Genomic DNA, 15,043 nt, shown 5'->3' with positions numbered 1-15,043 from the left:
CCGGTGGACTCCCGCAAACCGGTCGCCGTCGTCGGCATGGCCGTGTACTTCCCGGGCGCCAACAGTCTGGAGAGTTACTGGCACAACATCGTCAACGGCGTCGACTCGATCACCGAGGTCCCCGAGGGCCGCTGGGACGAGGAGTTCTACGCGCCCGGCGGACCCCCGCGCAGCGACCGGGTGTACTGCCGCCGGGGCGGATTCGTCGACCAGAGCGCCGAGTTCGACGTGACGCGCTTCGGCATCATGCCGACATCGGTCGCGGGGACGGAGCCGGACCAGCTCATCGCGCTGGACGTGGCCCATCAGTCGATCGCCGACGCGGGTGGCGAGCCGGTGCTGCCGGAGGACCGGCAGCGGGCGGGGATCGTGCTGGGCAGGGGCGGCTATCTGACGCCCGGTCTGGTCCGACTGGACCAACGGGTGCGTACGTCCAACCAGTTGGTGCGCACCCTGCGTGAGCTGGCGCCGGAGCTGGGCGACGACCGACTGGAGGAGGTGCGTTCGGCCTTCGCCGGGCAACTCGGCCCGGAGCAGCCGGAGTCCGCGATCGGACTGGTGCCGAACCTGGCCGCCTCACGGGTGGCCAACCGGCTCGACCTGCGCGGCCCCGCGTACACGGTCGACGCCGCGTGCGCCTCGTCGCTCGTGGCAGTCGACCACGCCGTCCGTGAACTGGACAGTGGCCGCTGCGACGTGATGCTCGCGGGCGGGGTGCACCACTGCCACGACATCACGCTGTGGAGTGTATTCAGCCAGCTCGGCGCGCTGTCGCCGAGTGAGCGGATCCGACCGCTGCACCAGGGCGCGGACGGTGTGCTCATCGGCGAGGGCACGGGCATCGTGGTGCTCAAGCGGCTGGCGGACGCGGAGCGTGACGGCGACCGGGTGTACGCGGTGATCTCCGGTACCGGTGTGGCCAGCGACGGCCGTTCGGCCAGTCTGTTCAATCCCGATCCCGGCGGGCAGGTCCGTGCCGTACGGCAGGCGTGGGAAGCGGCGGGTCTCGATCCGCGCGCGGCCGACGCGATCGGTCTGCTGGAGGCGCACGGTACGGCGACCCCGGCCGGTGACCGGGCCGAACTGACCACGCTGGCCGAGGTGTTCGGCCCGGCCGTGGGCGCGCGTGCCGCGATCGGGTCGGTGAAGTCGATGATCGGCCACACCATGCCGGCGGCCGGTGTCGCGGGTCTGATCAAGGCGGCGCTCGCGCTCCATCACGGGGTGCTGCCCCCGACGCTGCACTGCGAGGACCCGAATCCGGCGCTGGAGGCGACGAGGTTCGCCCCGCTGGCCCGGTCCGCGCCGTGGGAGGACCCCGGCACGGGCGCGCCGAGGCGCGCGGGTGTCAACGCGTTCGGCTTCGGCGGCATCAACGCGCATGTGGTGCTGGAGCAGGCGGCGCCGGCCGCCACCGCTTCTGCCCCGGCCGGCGGGAGCGTGACGGTCGGCGGGCGTACGGCGCATGCGACGGCGACCGTCACGGAACCGGAGCGGGTGCTGCGGCTCGCCGCCCCCGATCAGGCGACGCTCGCGGCGCTGCTGGACGCGGACGACTCGACGGTCCTGGCGGCCGGTCTCGACGAGCGGGCCACCGTCGGCGGGCCGGTCAGGCTGGGCATCGTCGACCCGACGGCGCGCCGGCTGAAGCTGGCCAGGAAGGCGGTCACCAAGGGCGCGGCCTGGCGCGGACGCAGCGACGTGTGGTTCAGCCCGCGCCCGCTGCTCGGTCCCGGCGGCGGCACGACGGCGTTCGTCTTCCCCGGTCTCGAAGCCGAGTTCGAGGCCCAGGTGGACTCCCTGGCGGAGCGGTTCGGGCTGACGTGGTCGCCGGGGCACGGCGCCGAGGTGGGCGATGTGGGTCGGCACGGCGCGGCGGTGTTCCAGCTCGGGCGGCTCCTCGACACGGCGCTGCGTCGGCTGTCCGTGGTGCCGGACTCGGTCGCGGGCCACAGCGTGGGTGAGTGGACGGCGATGGCCTGCGGCGGGATCCATGCCGCCGACGAGGTCGACGCGTTCCTCGCGGGCTTCGACCCGGACGCGCTGCGCGTGCCCGGTGCGGCCTTCGCCGTGCTCGGGATGCCCGCCGACCGGGTGCTCGCCGAGCTGGCGGGCCGCAGCGACGTCGTGCTGTCGCACGACAACGCGCCGAACCAGTCGATGATCTGCGGTCCGCAGGAGGCGGTCGGCGAACTGGTCCACCGGTTCCGGACCGAGGGCGTGATCGGGCAGGTGCTGCCGTTCCGTTCCGGCTTCCACACCCCGATGCTCGCCCCGTACCTGGACCCGATCCGACGGGCCGCCGAGACGTACACGCTGCACCCGCAGTCCACGCCGGTCTGGTCGGCGACGACCGCGGCGCGCTATCCCCAGGACCCGGCGGCGGTACGGGAGTTGTTCGTCCGGCATCTGCTCGAACCGGTGCGGTTCCGGCAGTTGGTCACGGCGATGCACGAGGGGGGGCACCGCGCGTTCATCCAGCTCGGCGCCGGTCAGCTCGGTTCGCTGATCGACGACACGCTGGCGGGCAAGGACCGGCTGGTCGTCTCCGCGCACTCCTCGGCGCGCGACAGTCTGGCGCAGTTGCGCCGGGTCGTCACCGCGCTGTGGGTGGAGGGCGCGGCGCCGGACGCCGGTCCGCTGCTCGGACCCGGTCCCGTCGCCACCCCGGCAGCCGCTCCGGCGGGCGCCGGACGTACCCGGCCCGGCGTACGGCTCGACCTCGGCGGGGCGCTGGTGTCCCTGCCCGAGCAGGCCAGAAAGCTCCTCGCCGACAGCATCGGCCATCCCCCGGCCGCCCGCTCCCTCGGTGACGGCGGCGCGCTCGCACGGCTGGAGGCGCTCGGCCGGGACGGTGCCGGGTTCCCGATCGCCGCCGAACTGTCGGCGCTGATGCACGACACGGCGGCCGTCGCGGACGAGCTGATCGCGGCACGTCGGGCGGGGCGGGCCGTACTTCCGGCGCCGGTGGCACCCCCGGCGCCCGCGCCCGCCACGGCGCCCCCCGCCGTACCCACCGCGCTGCGCGTGGACGTCGCCAAGATGCCGTACCTCCTCGACCACTGCTTCTTCCGGCAGCGTCCCGGCTGGCCCGACGAGGGCGACCGCTGGCCGATCGTTCCCGCCACCACCGTCATCGGTCATCTGATGGGGATCGCCGAACGCGTCGTACCCGGTACACGGGCGGTGGCGGTCCACGACGTACGCCTGCTGAAGTGGATCGAGGCGATGCCCGCCGTCGATGTGCCGGTGGAGGTGCGGCAGTTGGCGGCGGACCGGGTCGAGGTGTCCCTCACGGGCTACTCCCGTGCGGTGGTCGAGCTGGCCGCCGCCCATCCCGCTCCGCCCGAGCCGTGGCCGGTCGACACTTCCGTGGAACGGGTGCCGGAACTGACGGCCCGACAGCTCTACGACGAGCGGTGGATGTTCCACGGGCCGCGCTTCCAGGGCGTCAGTGAGCTGTCGGCCGTCGGCGACCGGTGGGTACGCGGTGTGCTGACCACGCCCTCGGCTCCGGGCGCCCTGCTCGACAACGTCGGTCAGCTGCTCGGTTACTGGATCATGGCGACGCTCACCGAGCGCACGACCGTCTTCCCGGTCCGCATGGAGCACATCCGCTTCCACGGACCGCACCCGAGGCCGGGCGAGCGGCTGACCTGTCTGATCCGTATCACCGAGGTCACCGACCTCACGCTCACGGCCGACATGCAGCTGATCGGTCGGGGCGGCGCCGTGTGGGCGGAGTTCACGGGCTGGCAGGACCGGCGTTTCGACACCGACGCCAACATCCGCGCGGTGGACCGTTTTCCGGGCGACAACACCCTGTCCACGGAGCGGCCGGGCGGCTGGACGATGGTCCACGAGCGCTGGCCGGATCTCGCGACGCGCGAGCTGATCATGCGCAACATGCTCGGCAGCGCGGAGCGGGCCCGGTACGACGAGCTTCCGCCGGTGCATCGTCGCCAGTGGCTCCTTGGACGCGTCGCGGCCAAGGACGCGGTGCGCGGGCTGCTGTGGCGGGAGGGCGCGGGTGAGATCTATCCGGCCGAGATCGCCGTTCGCAACGACAGGACGGGGCGCCCGCTGGCCGAGGGCGTACACGGGCGCGAGCTGGGCGAGCTGACGGTCTCGATCGCGCACCGCCGCGAGACGGGGGTGGCCGTCGCCGCGCGCGGGACCTGCGGCATCGACGTCGAGGAGATCGCCGACCGGCCGCGCGCCACGGTCGAGACCTCGTGCGACACCAGCGAACTCGCCCTGCTCGACGGCCTGGTGGCGCGGTCACCGGACAGCGGCGCGCTGTGGTTCACCCGGTTCTGGACCGCGAAGGAAGCCGTCGCCAAGGCGCGCGGCACGGGTCTGCGGGGCCGCCCGGCGGAGTTCCGGGTGGTGTCCGCCGACGAGAGGCGCGTACGTGTGATGGCCGGGGGACGGCTCTACGAGGTGCGTGTGGAACAGACAGCCAATCCGCCGGGGCTGCCGGATCGGCAGTACGTCGTCGCCTGGACGACGACCGAGCACAACGAGACAGACCAGACAGGAGATCCGACATGACCACCGAAACGATCGCGGGTACGGCGGCGGCCGTGCAGAGCGACATCACCGCGATGCTGCGGACCATGCTGGAGGAGGACGGCCTCGACGACGCGGAGATCACGCGCGAGACCACCTTCCACGACGACCTCGAACTGGAGAGCATCGATCTGGTGACCCTGGCCGGTTCGCTGCGCGAGCACTACGGCGACCGGGTCAACCTCGCCCTGTTCATCGCCGACCTGGACCTGGAGCAGATCATCGCGCTCACGGTCGGCGAGCTCATCGACTACGTCGCCGCCTCCCTGCACGCGGACGGGCAGGTCTGATCCGATGGCGAAGATACGCACCGGGGAGATCACCACCCACGTCCAGCGCCTGCCCGCGGCGAACCCGCCGGCCGACGGCGGCGAACCGCCGGTCGTCGTGTTCGTGCACGGTCTGCTCACGGACAGCCTGGCCAGCTACTACTTCACACTCGGCCCGGCGTTCGCGGCGGCGGGCATCGACGTGATCATGTACGACCTGCGGGGCCATGGCCGCAGCGACCGGCCGCCCACGGGGTACCGGCTCGAATCGTTCGTCGGGGACCTCGTCGGCGTGCTCGACGCGCTCGGCGAGACGCGCCGGGTGCATGTGGTCGGCAACTCCTTCGGCGGCACGATCGCCACCGCGTTCGCCGCCTGGCATCCCGACCGGGTCGCCACCGTCACCATGATCGAGTCGGAGCCGCCGGTCGCGGAGTGGACCCGGCACATGGCCGACGGGCTCAGCGACGCGAAGAACCAGCTCGCCCGCGAGGAGGTCATCGGCTGGATCTCGGCGAACCACGGCGCGCACACCGCCCGGCTGTCCCGGGGAGCGAGCCGCATCCTGGCCACGACCACCCTCGCCGAGGACGTCCCGGCCGGGCGGGTCATCGACGACGGCCTCGACGCCCTCGACGGCTGCCCGGTGCTGGCGATCTTCGGCGACGAGTCCGGGCTGAGCGCTCAAGTGCCGGCCCTGGAGGCCAAGTTGATGTCGTGCCGCACCGTGGTCCTGGCCGAGCAGGGCCACTCGGTGCTGGTCGAGCGCACCGAGGAGACCCAGGAACTGATCCTGCGCTGGGTGCGGGAACACACCCTCACCGAGGCCGTGCGGTGACACGGTTCCTGCTCGTCGTCCCCCCATTGGTCGGGCACACCAACCCGCTGGCCGCCGTCGCCGGCGAACTGCTCCACCGGGGCCACGAGGTGGCGTGGGCCGGCTACGGCGAACAGATCCGGGCGCTCGCGGGCCCGCGGGCCGAGGTGTTCGAGTGCGCCATGCCGGACGCCGGACTGAGCCGGCCGCCGGGCCTCAAGGGGCCCGCCGCCTTCCAGCACCTCTGGGAGAAGTTCTTCATCCCGCTCGGCGATCTGATGGCGCCGGGCGTCGACGCGGCGATCGACGCGTTCCGGCCCGACGCCGTGTTCACCGACCAGCACGCCGTCGCGGGCGCGCTGGTCGCCGAACGGCGCGGGATCGTGCACGTCACATCCGCGACCACGTCGGCCGAACTCGTCGACCCACTGGCGGACCTGCCCAAGGTGGGTGCCTGGCTGGACGAGCTGCTCGGCGGTCTGCGGGCGCGCGTCGGCGATCCGTCGGCGTCGGGCGATCCGCGGTTCTCACCGCACGGCGTGATCGCGTTCACGGGACGGGAGCTGGTCGGCGACACGCCGTTGCCGAGCGAACACGTCCATCTGGTCGGTCCCGCCGTCGCCCCGCGCGCGGGGAGTTCGGACTTCCCGTGGGAGCGTCTGGACCCGGCCCGGCGCCTCGTTCTCGTCTCGCTCGGCACGGCCAACGCGGACGCCGGGGGCCGCTTCCTCAACGAGGCGGTGACCGCGCTCGACGCCCTCGGCGACCGTGTGCAGGGGGTCGTGGTCGATCCCGGCCGCACCCTCGGAGCCGTACCGCCCGGAGTGATCGTGCGCCCGCACGTGCCTCAACTCGAGTTGCTGGCACGGGCCGACGCCGTCGTCTGCCACGCCGGCCACAACACGGTGTGCGAGACGCTGTGGCACGGCCTGCCACTGGTGCTCGCCCCGATCCGCGACGACCAGCCCATCGTCGCGGGGCAGGTGGTCGACGCGGGCGCCGGTGTGCGCGTCCGCTTCCGCCGCGTGGACGCCGCCAGGCTCGGCGCGGCGATCGAGACCGTGCTGGAAGACACCGGCGGCCACCGGGCCGTCGCCGAATCCATCGGCCGCTCGCTGCGCGCGGCCGGCGGCCGGTCCGCAGCCGCCGATCATCTCGAACGGATCGCGGCACGGCACGCCCCCGTCCCCGCGTCCGGCTGAGACCCCACCTTCCCGCCGAACTCCCCCACCGCTACCACGGGACCCCCCATGACATCGGCTTCCGCCCCCACCGACTCCCCCACCGAACCAGCCGGTGGGAACAGCGCCGTTGACGAACCGTCTGGTACAACTCCGCTGCGCGTCCTGCTCGGTTACGCCCGGCCGCACCGGCTCGTGCTGTGCGCCACCCTGCTCCTCCTCCTGGCGGCGAGCGGGGCCGGTCTCGTACAGCCGCTGGTGGCGCAGCACGTACTGGACGGACTGGCCGACGGCGACGGCGTCATGGGGCCCGTACTGCTCCTGGCCGCGCTGGTCGTCCTCGGTGCCCTGCTCACCGGGCTCCAGTCCTGGTGGCAGCAGCGCACCTCGGAGCGGGTGGTCCGGCAGATCCGCCGGGACCTGGTGTTCCGGCTGATCCGGCTGCGGGTGCCGGAACTCGACCGCCGCGCGCCCGGCGATCTCATCTCCCGCGTCACCTCCGACAGCACCCTCGTGCAGAACGCCGCGACCGAGGGCCTGGTGATGGTCGCCAACGGTGTGCTCAGCATCCTGGGGGCCGTCGTCCTGATGGGACTGGTGCATCTGGGACTGCTCGGAGTGACCGTGGGGGTACTGCTCGCCGTCACGCTGGTGATGGTGCTCATCCTGCCCCGGATCCGTGAGGCGGTCGCCCGCTCGCAGGAGTCGATCGGCTCCGTCGGCGCGGCGCTCGACCGGGCGCTGGGGGCGGCCAGGACCGTGAAGGCCAACGGCGCCGAGGGCCGGGAGACGGCGCGCGCCGGAGAGGCGGTCGACGGCGCGTACCGCGCGGGACTGACCGGTGCGCGGTACGTGGCGATGGTGAAGGTGCTGTCCGGCGTCTCCATCCAGGCGGCGTTCCTCGCCGTGCTCGGGGTGGGCGGCGCGCTGGTCGCCTCGGGAAGTCTGGAGGCGTCGGCGCTCATCGCGTTCCTGCTGTACGTGTTCTACCTGGCGAGTCCGATCGGCTCGCTGGTCGCGGGGCTCGGAATGCTTCAGCAGGGGCTGGGCGCCGTGGGGCGTATCGAACAGGTCGGACGGATGCCGATCGAGGACGACGTCGACACCGACGGTGACGGTGACGGGCGTGCGGGTGCGGGCCGTTGGGACGGGACGGACGCCCCGCCGGTCGAGTTCAGGGACGTCCACTTCTCCTACCCGGACCGGTCCCCCGCGCTGCGCGGCGTCTCGTACACGGTGCGCGGCGGCACCCAGAGCGCGCTGGTGGGTCTGTCGGGCGCCGGAAAGACCACGATGTTCGCCCTGCTCCAGCGGTTCTACGAGCCCTCGGCCGGCCGGATCCTGATCGGTGGTGTGGACATCGCCACGCTGCCCCGCGCCGAGGTACGCCGCCGGATCGCCTATGTCGAGCAGGAGTCGCCCGTCATGGCGGGGACGATCGAGGACAACCTCACCTACGCGGCGTCGGACGTGTCGGACGAGGAAGTGGCGGAGGTCCTGCGGCTGACGCGGCTCGACTCACTTATCGAGCGGCTGCCCGACGGGCTGCGCACGGAGGTCGGCAGCCGGGGCGTCGCGCTGTCCGGCGGTGAACGGCAGCGGCTCGCGATCGCGCGCGCCCTGCTGCGCGGTCCCGAGGTGCTGCTGCTGGACGAGGCGACGGCGCAGCTCGACGCCAGCAACGAGCGGGCGCTGCGCGAGGCGGTAGAGCAGGCGGCGCGGCGCTGCACCGTGATCCTGATCGCGCACCGGCTCTCCACGGTGACGGGGGCGGAGCAGATCGTGGTGCTCGAACACGGCCGGGTCCGCGGCACGGGGACGCACGAGGAGCTGGTCGAGGCCGATGTGCTGTACCGCGAACTCGCCGCCTCCCAGATGCTGGTCGGCGACGACGGCGCGGACGTCTCCGAGGTGGCGGGCGTCACGGGTGCCGGCGGACCGGCCGGGGAGCCGGTGCCGGTGACTCGGTGAAACGCGGTGAGGGCATTCCGCCTTCGAGCGGAATGCCCTCACTTTTCTCAGCCGTTCTCAGCGTTCTCGATCAGTGCGATCGGGTCAGCCGGTAATGGCGTTCAGAGACGCGAGATATCCGTCCCTGTGACCTTCCACATTCGGGTGGTAGGACTCATTGAGCTTGTCCCACTCCAGACTCGTCACCCATTCCGATCCGCCCGAGCAGAGCGCGTGCTGATCGAATGAGGGACGCGGGTCCAGGAAGGTGAATCCGGCCTCGGAGGCGCGGCTCGCCATAATGTCGTTCAGTACGTCGGCCGCTGAATTCATGGCCGAACGCTCCGCGTCGCTGAGGCCGAGGATTCCGCAGTCCCCGCCGATCTTGTAGAGACGCGGGTAGCCCACGACGACGACCCTGGCCGACGGGGCGGCGGCCCGCACCGCACCGTAGGTCTGCGCGAGCGCGGGAGACAGCGCGCCCTGCGCGGCCTGCTTCGCGAGCTCGACGCCGGCGATGCAGTCCTCGTCGTCGATCGTCAGGATGCAGTTGGTCAGTACATCGACGAAACCGACGTCGTTGCCTCCGACCTGCACCGTTACCAGGGTGGTGTCCGCGGTCAGCTGCGGTATCTGGGTGCTGACGACGTCGGCCGTGGTCGCGCCGGAGCACGATGCCTCGACGAAAGCGACGGACGGGTGCTGGGCTGCCCAGAGTCGAGGGTAGGTCAGCGGACCGCGCCGGCACGGGTCGTCGGGGTTGTCGTAGGTACGCGTACCGGGAGCGACCGCGTAGGAGTCGCCGATGGCGACGTACTTACCGTCCGCCTTCGGGGCCGCACTCGCTGTGGGGGCGACGGTTGCGGCTACGACCATTGCCAGAAGTGCGGCGATGATTGGTCTTTTTGAGCGCACGAATACTTCTCCGATGAGTGGGGTCATGGACTCTATATAAATAGCACCGGTTGACACTCTGCGGAATACCTCGCCATAAATTATCTGATGGCATTTCAGGAGGCACCCCGTCCGGGCACGCAACCTTCATGCAACGTTGCGTCCGGTTCACTGGCGGGATGAGCCAGGAGGAGACCGCGCGCGTGGAGGTGACGCCCGCCGCCGCTGATCTGATTCGGCGACTGCGGGCGGACCACGGACCGCTGATGTTCCACCAGTCGGGCGGCTGCTGCGACGGCAGCGCGCCCATGTGCTACCCGGACGGCGAGTTCCGTACGGGGAACTCGGACGTACTGCTCCAGTCCCTGGAGGTCGAGGGCGTCACGGAGCCGGTGCCGTTCTGGATGTCGGTGAGCCAGTACGAGGCGTGGCGGCACACCCGGTTGATCGTGGACGTCGTGGAGGGACGCGGCAGCGGTTTCTCACTGGAGGCGCCCGAAGGGGTGCGGTTCCTCATCCGCTCACGGCTGGTCTGAGGCCCCGGCCCTCACGGCTGGAGGCTGCTCACCACGTTCGCCGTGGAGTTGATCCCGTCCTGGATCGTGGGGGCCATGCTCGTGCCCGCGAGGAAGAACCCGAGCAGCACGCAGACGATCGCGTGCCCCATCTTGAGTCCGCCGTTGCGCACGAAGATCACGGTGAGTAGCAACAGAAACAGGACCAGTGAGATAGAAATGGCCATCGCCAACCTCCTCCGCCGCGCCGGAATTGCGGCATTCGGCCGTCAGTCTGGCGGAGCGGAGGGGCTGTTCGTGCAACTGGCGTGTAGGCCGTACGGGTTGACTACCGGTCGTTCGCGGCCAGGAAGCGCTCCAGGCCGGCGAGGTCGTCGGTGTTGATGTGGTCGACGCCGGCGTCGAGCAGCTCGGTCCAGACGGCGTCGCGTGCGGGTCCGGCGAGGTCGGGCGTCGCCCAGAACCGGACGCGCCTGCCCCGCCGGTGGGCGGTGCGGACGATGCGGTGCAGCTCGGTGCGCTCAGTGGCGGGGAACGCGCCGACTCCCTGCCAGCTGAAGCTCGTTGTCCAGTTGCTGCTGATGAGCGGGATGAACGAGGCGCCCGCCGTGCCGCCGAGGTCTTCGAGCCGGCCGTCGTAGAACGCGTGCCGCACCTTCTGCGCCTCCATCGGGACGCGGGCGGCGCGGTCACCGGAGATGACCGGGGTGACGGCCCCGTGCCGTACCGCGCCGTGGGAGTAGGTGCTCAGCATCGAGCGATGGGCGCGCAGTTGGCGGTGGAGCTCCAGGTAGGCGGCGGCGCCGTCCGTCTTGATGTCGATGAGCAGTTGCACCGGCCGGTGGTGGCCCCGGTACACGGCTCCGCCGTTGGCCCGCACGCGCTCGCGCAGCGGGTCGAGGTAGAGCGAGCGGAGCGTACGTGTGGGGTCGAGCGTCTCGGGCTCGTGGGCGACCAGCAACTCGCCGTCCACCAGGAAGACATCGGCCTCGACGCTGGTGAAGCGGTGCGACAGCGCGTCGTGGAGGGGCCGCTCGTGCAGGTAGTCGTTGTGCGCGTGGGCACGGCGCAGCGGCGCGGGAGGGCCGCCGCGCTCCGTTGCCCGCGCGTACGAGGGGACGGCGACTGCTCCGGCGAACGCGGCGGCGATGGTGGTCACCGCTCTGCGTCGGGTCGTGAGGGCCATGATGCCTCCGAGGTGTGTGGGGACGACTGGGGCCTGGGTGAGTATCCGCCGCCGAGAGCCTCAAGGGGCAGGGTGCTACCGAGAGTTCGACGACCCGACGGCTGTGATTCAGACAGCCCCGGCGATCTCCGGCCAGCGGACCGTACGGTCGCACCAGCGCTCCAGGAGCACCCGGTCGTGGCCGACTGCCAGCAGTCCCGCGCCCTGCGCGCGCCGGTACTCCTCGACCACCGTGACCAGCGCGGCCGTGGTCGAGGCGTCGAGCATGGCGGTCATCTCGTCGCAGACCAGCCAGCGCGGCCTCAGCACCAGCGCGCGGGCCAGACAGGCGCGTTGGAGCTGGCCGTCGCTGACCTCGTGCGGCCGGCGGCCGAGCAGGTCGTCGGTGAGCCCGACCGTGCCCGCCAACTCCCCGACCCGGTCGATGACTTCGTCACGGCGGCCGCCCGCGCGCAGTGGTTCGGCGATCAGATCGCGCAGCCGCAGCCGGGGGTCGGCCGACAGCCGGGGCTGCTGGAAGACCACACCGATCGCGGTGCGCCGTGCCTTCGGCGCGCGGTGGCGCCAGCCGGTGACGGGTTCGCCGTCGAGGGTGACGGTGCCCGCGTCGGGCCGGTGGAGCAGGGCGGCGACCCGGGCGAGTGTGGACTTGCCGCAGCCGCTGGGCCCGAGGAGACCGACCGACTCACCGGGGGCGACGGTCACCGACGCTCCCGTGACGACCGGGGCGCCGCGCCCGTATCCGGCGGTGATCCCGAGGAGTTCAAGCATCGACGCGCTCCTCGGCGTGGTGGCAGGCGACGGACGGACCGTGACCGGGTGTCAGGGCCGGCAGTGCGGAACAGATGTCGGTGGCCCTGGTGCAGCGGGCGGCGAAGGCGCAGCCGTCGGGCAGGTCGCCCAGTTCGGGCGGCATCCCGGGAATGGCGGTGAACTCCCGCTCGGGCAGCGCGTCGAGCAGACCGCGTGCGTAGGGGTGGCGCGGGCCGCGGGCGCCGAAGAAGCCCGCCGCGGGGCTGAGTTCGACGATCCGGCCCGCGTACATGACGGCGACGCGGTCGGCGATCCGCTCGGCCGCCGCGAGGTCGTGGGTGATCATCAGCAGGGCGCGGCCGTCGTCGGTGTGGCGTCGCAGTTCGTCGGCCGTGCGGTCGACCAGTTCGCGGTCGAGTCCGGTGGTCGGTTCGTCCGCCAGCAGCAGTGGGGCGTCCCCGATGAGTGCGAGCGCGGTCGCGGCGCGCTGGGCCAGACCGCCGGAGAGTTCGTGCGGGTAGCGGTCGAGGTGGTCGGCGGGGAAGGCCGCCCGTGCGGCGGCGGTCTCGGCTCCCTTGGTGAGCGCCGGCCCACGGGCGCCGGTCAACTCGCGCAGCACGTCCGTGATGTGGGACCGCACGGTGCGTACGGGGGTCAGGTGCGCGGCGGGGCTCTGCGGTACGAGGCCGATCCGCCGGCCGCGTACGGTACGGGCCAGGGTCCGTTCGTCGGCGGCGAGCAGATCGGTGGGCGCCGCCGGGTCCGGCCCGGTGAGCAGGGCGGCCCCGGTGGTCTGCGCGTTGCCCGGCAGCAGGCCGAGCAGCGCCGACGCGAGGACGGACTTTCCGCAGCCGCTCTCGCCGACGAGCGCGAGGCACTCGCCCGCGGCGAGGTCGAAGGTGGCGTCGGTGACGGCCGCGATGTGCCGTCCGCCGCGCATCCGGAAGCGGACACCGAGACCGCGCACCGACAGCACGGGCGACGCCCCGGCCGAGGAGCCCGGCGTATGTGTCGAGGGCGTGGTCACAGCATCAGCTCCGATCGGCGGCGCGGATTGATCCGTTCCCGCCACACCCCGGCGAGGCCGGCGATGGCGAGCGTCGGGACGATCAGGAACAGACCGGGGAAGAGCGTCGGCCACCAGTCGCCCGCGAGCAGCGACCCGCGCGCCGTCTGCACCAGATTGCCGAGGCTCGCCTGGTGGCTGGGCAGACCGAGGCCGAGGAAGGAGAGCGCCGACTCGTGCCACATGGCGTGCGGCACCATGAGCACGGCGGCGAGCCCCGCCTGCGGCAGGACCCCCGGCAGCAGATGGCGCACGGTGATGCGCCACCGCGAGGAGCCGCCGGAGACCGCGGCGTCCACGTACGGGCGCGAGCGCAGCGACAGGACCTCGGAGCGGACGATCCGGGCGGTGGAGAGCCAGTGGGTCAGGGCGACCGACACGATCACCGGCCAGACGCCGGGCCGGAACATCGCGACGATGAAGATCCCGAGGAGCAGGTGCGGCACCGAGGAGAAGGTGTCGACGAGACGCATGACGACGCGGTCGGTCCAGCCGCCGAAGGCCGCGGCGGCGGCACCGACCGCCGTGCCGATGACGGTGGCCACGAGGGCGGCGACCAGTCCGACGAGGAGCGAGACGCGGAGCCCGTACACACAGCGCAGGAGCAGATCGCGGCCGACGTCGTCGGTGCCGAACGGGTGCGCGAGGGACGGCGGTTGGAGCTTGAGCGCGAGGTCGACGGCCTGTTCGTCGAGCTGGACGACCGGCGGGACGACCAGGACGGCCAGGGCCACCGCGGCGACGATCACGGCCGAGGTGACCGCGCGGACGCTCCGGGTCGAGCGGCGGCTGCGCCCGCGGGAGCGCCACCGGGGGTCGCTCGCCGTCTTCGGCGCGTCCTCGGGACGGGTGGTGCGCGTGGTGGTGTCAGCCATCGAAGCCCACCCTCGGGTCGGCGAGTCCGTACAGCAGGTCGGAGAGCAGGTTGCCGATGAGCACGGCGGCCGTGGCGAGCACGGTGAGAGCGGCCAGCAGCGGGAAGTCCACGGAGGTCGCCGCCTCGACGGTGGCCGCCGCGATCCCCGGCCAGCTGAACACCGTCTCGATGAGGAGGGCGCCGGTGATGAGTTCGGGGACACGGGAGCCGATGAGGGTGAGCATCGGCAGCATGCCGGAGCGCCAGGCGTGGCCGAGCAGTACGGTGCGTTCGCTCAGTCCCCGGGCGCGCGCCCCGCGTACCGGGTCCTCCTCCAGCGCGTCGGCGACGCCCTGTCGTACGTAGAGGTAGAACCACGGCATCTGCGAGACGCCGAGCACGGCGGCGGGCAGCACCAGGTGCGAGGCGACCTGGCCGAAGGTGACGGTGTCGCTCCCGGAGTCGGTGAGCCCGCCGGCCGGCAGGACACCGAGCCGCAGGGCGAAGAACCAGATGGCGAGCAGTCCGAGCCAGAACGCGGGCGCGGCCTCCAGGGTGTACGCGGCGGAGCCGACGCACCGGTCGAGCCAGCCGCCGGGGCGCCGGGCCGCGGCCACACCGAGCGCCGTGCCGAGCAGGATCGCGAGGACGAAGGCGGAGGTGGCCAGGAGCACGGACCAGCCGAGGCGTTCGGTGATCACGTCGGCGACCGGTCTGCGCATGACGGCGGAGTCGCCGAGATCGCCGGTGACGGCCGATGTCAGCCACTCCCACCAGCACGCGACGAGCGGCTGGTCGACGCCGAGGTTGGCGCGCAGCTGGTCGAGGGTCTCCTGCGAGGCGCTGAGACCGGCGGTGCCGGCGTACGACTTGACGGGGTCGAAGGGTGAGGCGGCGGCGACGGCGAAGACGCCGAAGGTGACGACCAGCAGGACGGGTGCGGCGAACAGCAGCCGCCGCCCCGTCATACGGGCCATCGCCCCC

General features: G+C 72.2%; 13 protein-coding genes. 6 read left to right on the top strand and 7 right to left on the bottom strand.

All coding sequences use genetic code 11. From position 1 onward, the window contains the following. The first annotated feature begins 3 nt into the window (after positions 1–3). The 5 genes from SSPS47_RS32385 to SSPS47_RS32365 are packed head-to-tail and all read left to right on the top strand — an operon-like array spanning position 4 to position 8,810. Positions 4–4,554: a type I polyketide synthase gene (locus tag SSPS47_RS32385; protein ID WP_275405183.1), complete on the top strand. Its 4,551-nt coding sequence runs from the start codon at positions 4–6 to the stop codon at positions 4,552–4,554. Next, the gene (locus SSPS47_RS32380) at positions 4,551–4,862 is read left to right on the top strand and encodes a phosphopantetheine-binding protein (RefSeq protein ID WP_147874659.1); all 312 of its coding nucleotides are present in this window, start codon (positions 4,551–4,553) and stop codon (positions 4,860–4,862) included. The genes SSPS47_RS32385 and SSPS47_RS32380 overlap by 4 nt, the downstream gene beginning before the upstream one ends. Positions 4,863–4,866: 4 nt before the next feature. After that, positions 4,867–5,679 (top strand): alpha/beta hydrolase, encoded by an 813-nt coding sequence (locus SSPS47_RS32375; RefSeq protein WP_164253999.1) that lies wholly within the window; start codon positions 4,867–4,869, stop codon positions 5,677–5,679. Next, positions 5,676–6,860, top strand: a complete 1,185-nt coding sequence (locus SSPS47_RS32370) for a glycosyltransferase (protein ID WP_164253998.1) — start codon at positions 5,676–5,678, stop codon at positions 6,858–6,860. The genes SSPS47_RS32375 and SSPS47_RS32370 overlap by 4 nt, the downstream gene beginning before the upstream one ends. 48 nt (positions 6,861–6,908) lie before the next feature. Further along, a complete protein-coding gene (locus tag SSPS47_RS32365) occupies positions 6,909–8,810 on the top strand; it encodes an ABC transporter ATP-binding protein (RefSeq protein ID WP_164253997.1) in 1,902 nt (633 codons plus the stop codon). 84 nt (positions 8,811–8,894) lie between these two features. Here SSPS47_RS32365 and SSPS47_RS32360 read toward each other — a convergent pair whose 3' ends face one another. Beyond that, entirely contained in the window at positions 8,895–9,731 is an 837-nt protein-coding gene (locus SSPS47_RS32360) for an SGNH/GDSL hydrolase family protein (RefSeq protein ID WP_164253996.1), read from the bottom strand. Positions 9,732–9,862: 131 nt separating this feature from the next. On the opposite strand from SSPS47_RS32360, the gene SSPS47_RS32355 reads away from it, so the two are divergent. Next, complete coding sequence (locus SSPS47_RS32355; protein ID WP_078073687.1) at positions 9,863–10,219, top strand: DUF779 domain-containing protein; 357 nt, start codon at positions 9,863–9,865, stop codon at positions 10,217–10,219. A gap of 11 nt (positions 10,220–10,230) precedes the next feature. On the opposite strand, the gene SSPS47_RS32350 is transcribed toward SSPS47_RS32355, so the two are convergent. From SSPS47_RS32350 to SSPS47_RS32325, 6 genes are all read right to left on the bottom strand, one after another. After that, complete coding sequence (locus tag SSPS47_RS32350; RefSeq protein WP_147874664.1) at positions 10,231–10,425, bottom strand: hypothetical protein; 195 nt, start codon at positions 10,423–10,425, stop codon at positions 10,231–10,233. A 101-nt stretch (positions 10,426–10,526) separates the two neighbouring features. Further along, positions 10,527–11,384, bottom strand: a complete 858-nt coding sequence (locus tag SSPS47_RS32345; RefSeq protein ID WP_164253995.1) for a phosphatidylinositol-specific phospholipase C/glycerophosphodiester phosphodiesterase family protein — start codon at positions 11,382–11,384, stop codon at positions 10,527–10,529. Positions 11,385–11,492: 108 nt separating this feature from the next. Further along, complete coding sequence (locus tag SSPS47_RS32340; RefSeq protein WP_164253994.1) at positions 11,493–12,155, bottom strand: ATP-binding cassette domain-containing protein; 663 nt, start codon at positions 12,153–12,155, stop codon at positions 11,493–11,495. Continuing rightward, positions 12,148–13,077, bottom strand: a complete 930-nt coding sequence (locus SSPS47_RS32335) for an ABC transporter ATP-binding protein (protein WP_164255256.1) — start codon at positions 13,075–13,077, stop codon at positions 12,148–12,150. The genes SSPS47_RS32340 and SSPS47_RS32335 overlap by 8 nt, the downstream gene beginning before the upstream one ends. A gap of 83 nt (positions 13,078–13,160) precedes the next feature. Beyond that, positions 13,161–14,078, bottom strand: a complete 918-nt coding sequence (locus SSPS47_RS32330; RefSeq protein ID WP_147874667.1) for an ABC transporter permease — start codon at positions 14,076–14,078, stop codon at positions 13,161–13,163. Then, positions 14,071–15,036 carry an ABC transporter permease gene (locus tag SSPS47_RS32325; protein ID WP_164253993.1) on the bottom strand — a complete coding sequence of 322 codons (966 nt, stop codon included), beginning with the start codon at positions 15,034–15,036 and terminating at the stop codon, positions 14,071–14,073. Before SSPS47_RS32325 ends, SSPS47_RS32330 begins: the two co-directional genes overlap by 8 nt. Positions 15,037–15,043 lie beyond the last annotated feature (7 nt).

The organism is Streptomyces sp. S4.7 (genome assembly GCF_010384365.1).
In the GTDB taxonomy this organism is placed as follows: Bacteria; Actinomycetota; Actinomycetes; order Streptomycetales; family Streptomycetaceae; genus Streptomyces.
Note: the sequence above shows the minus strand (reverse complement) of the source record. Positions and strands in the feature narration are given on the sequence as shown.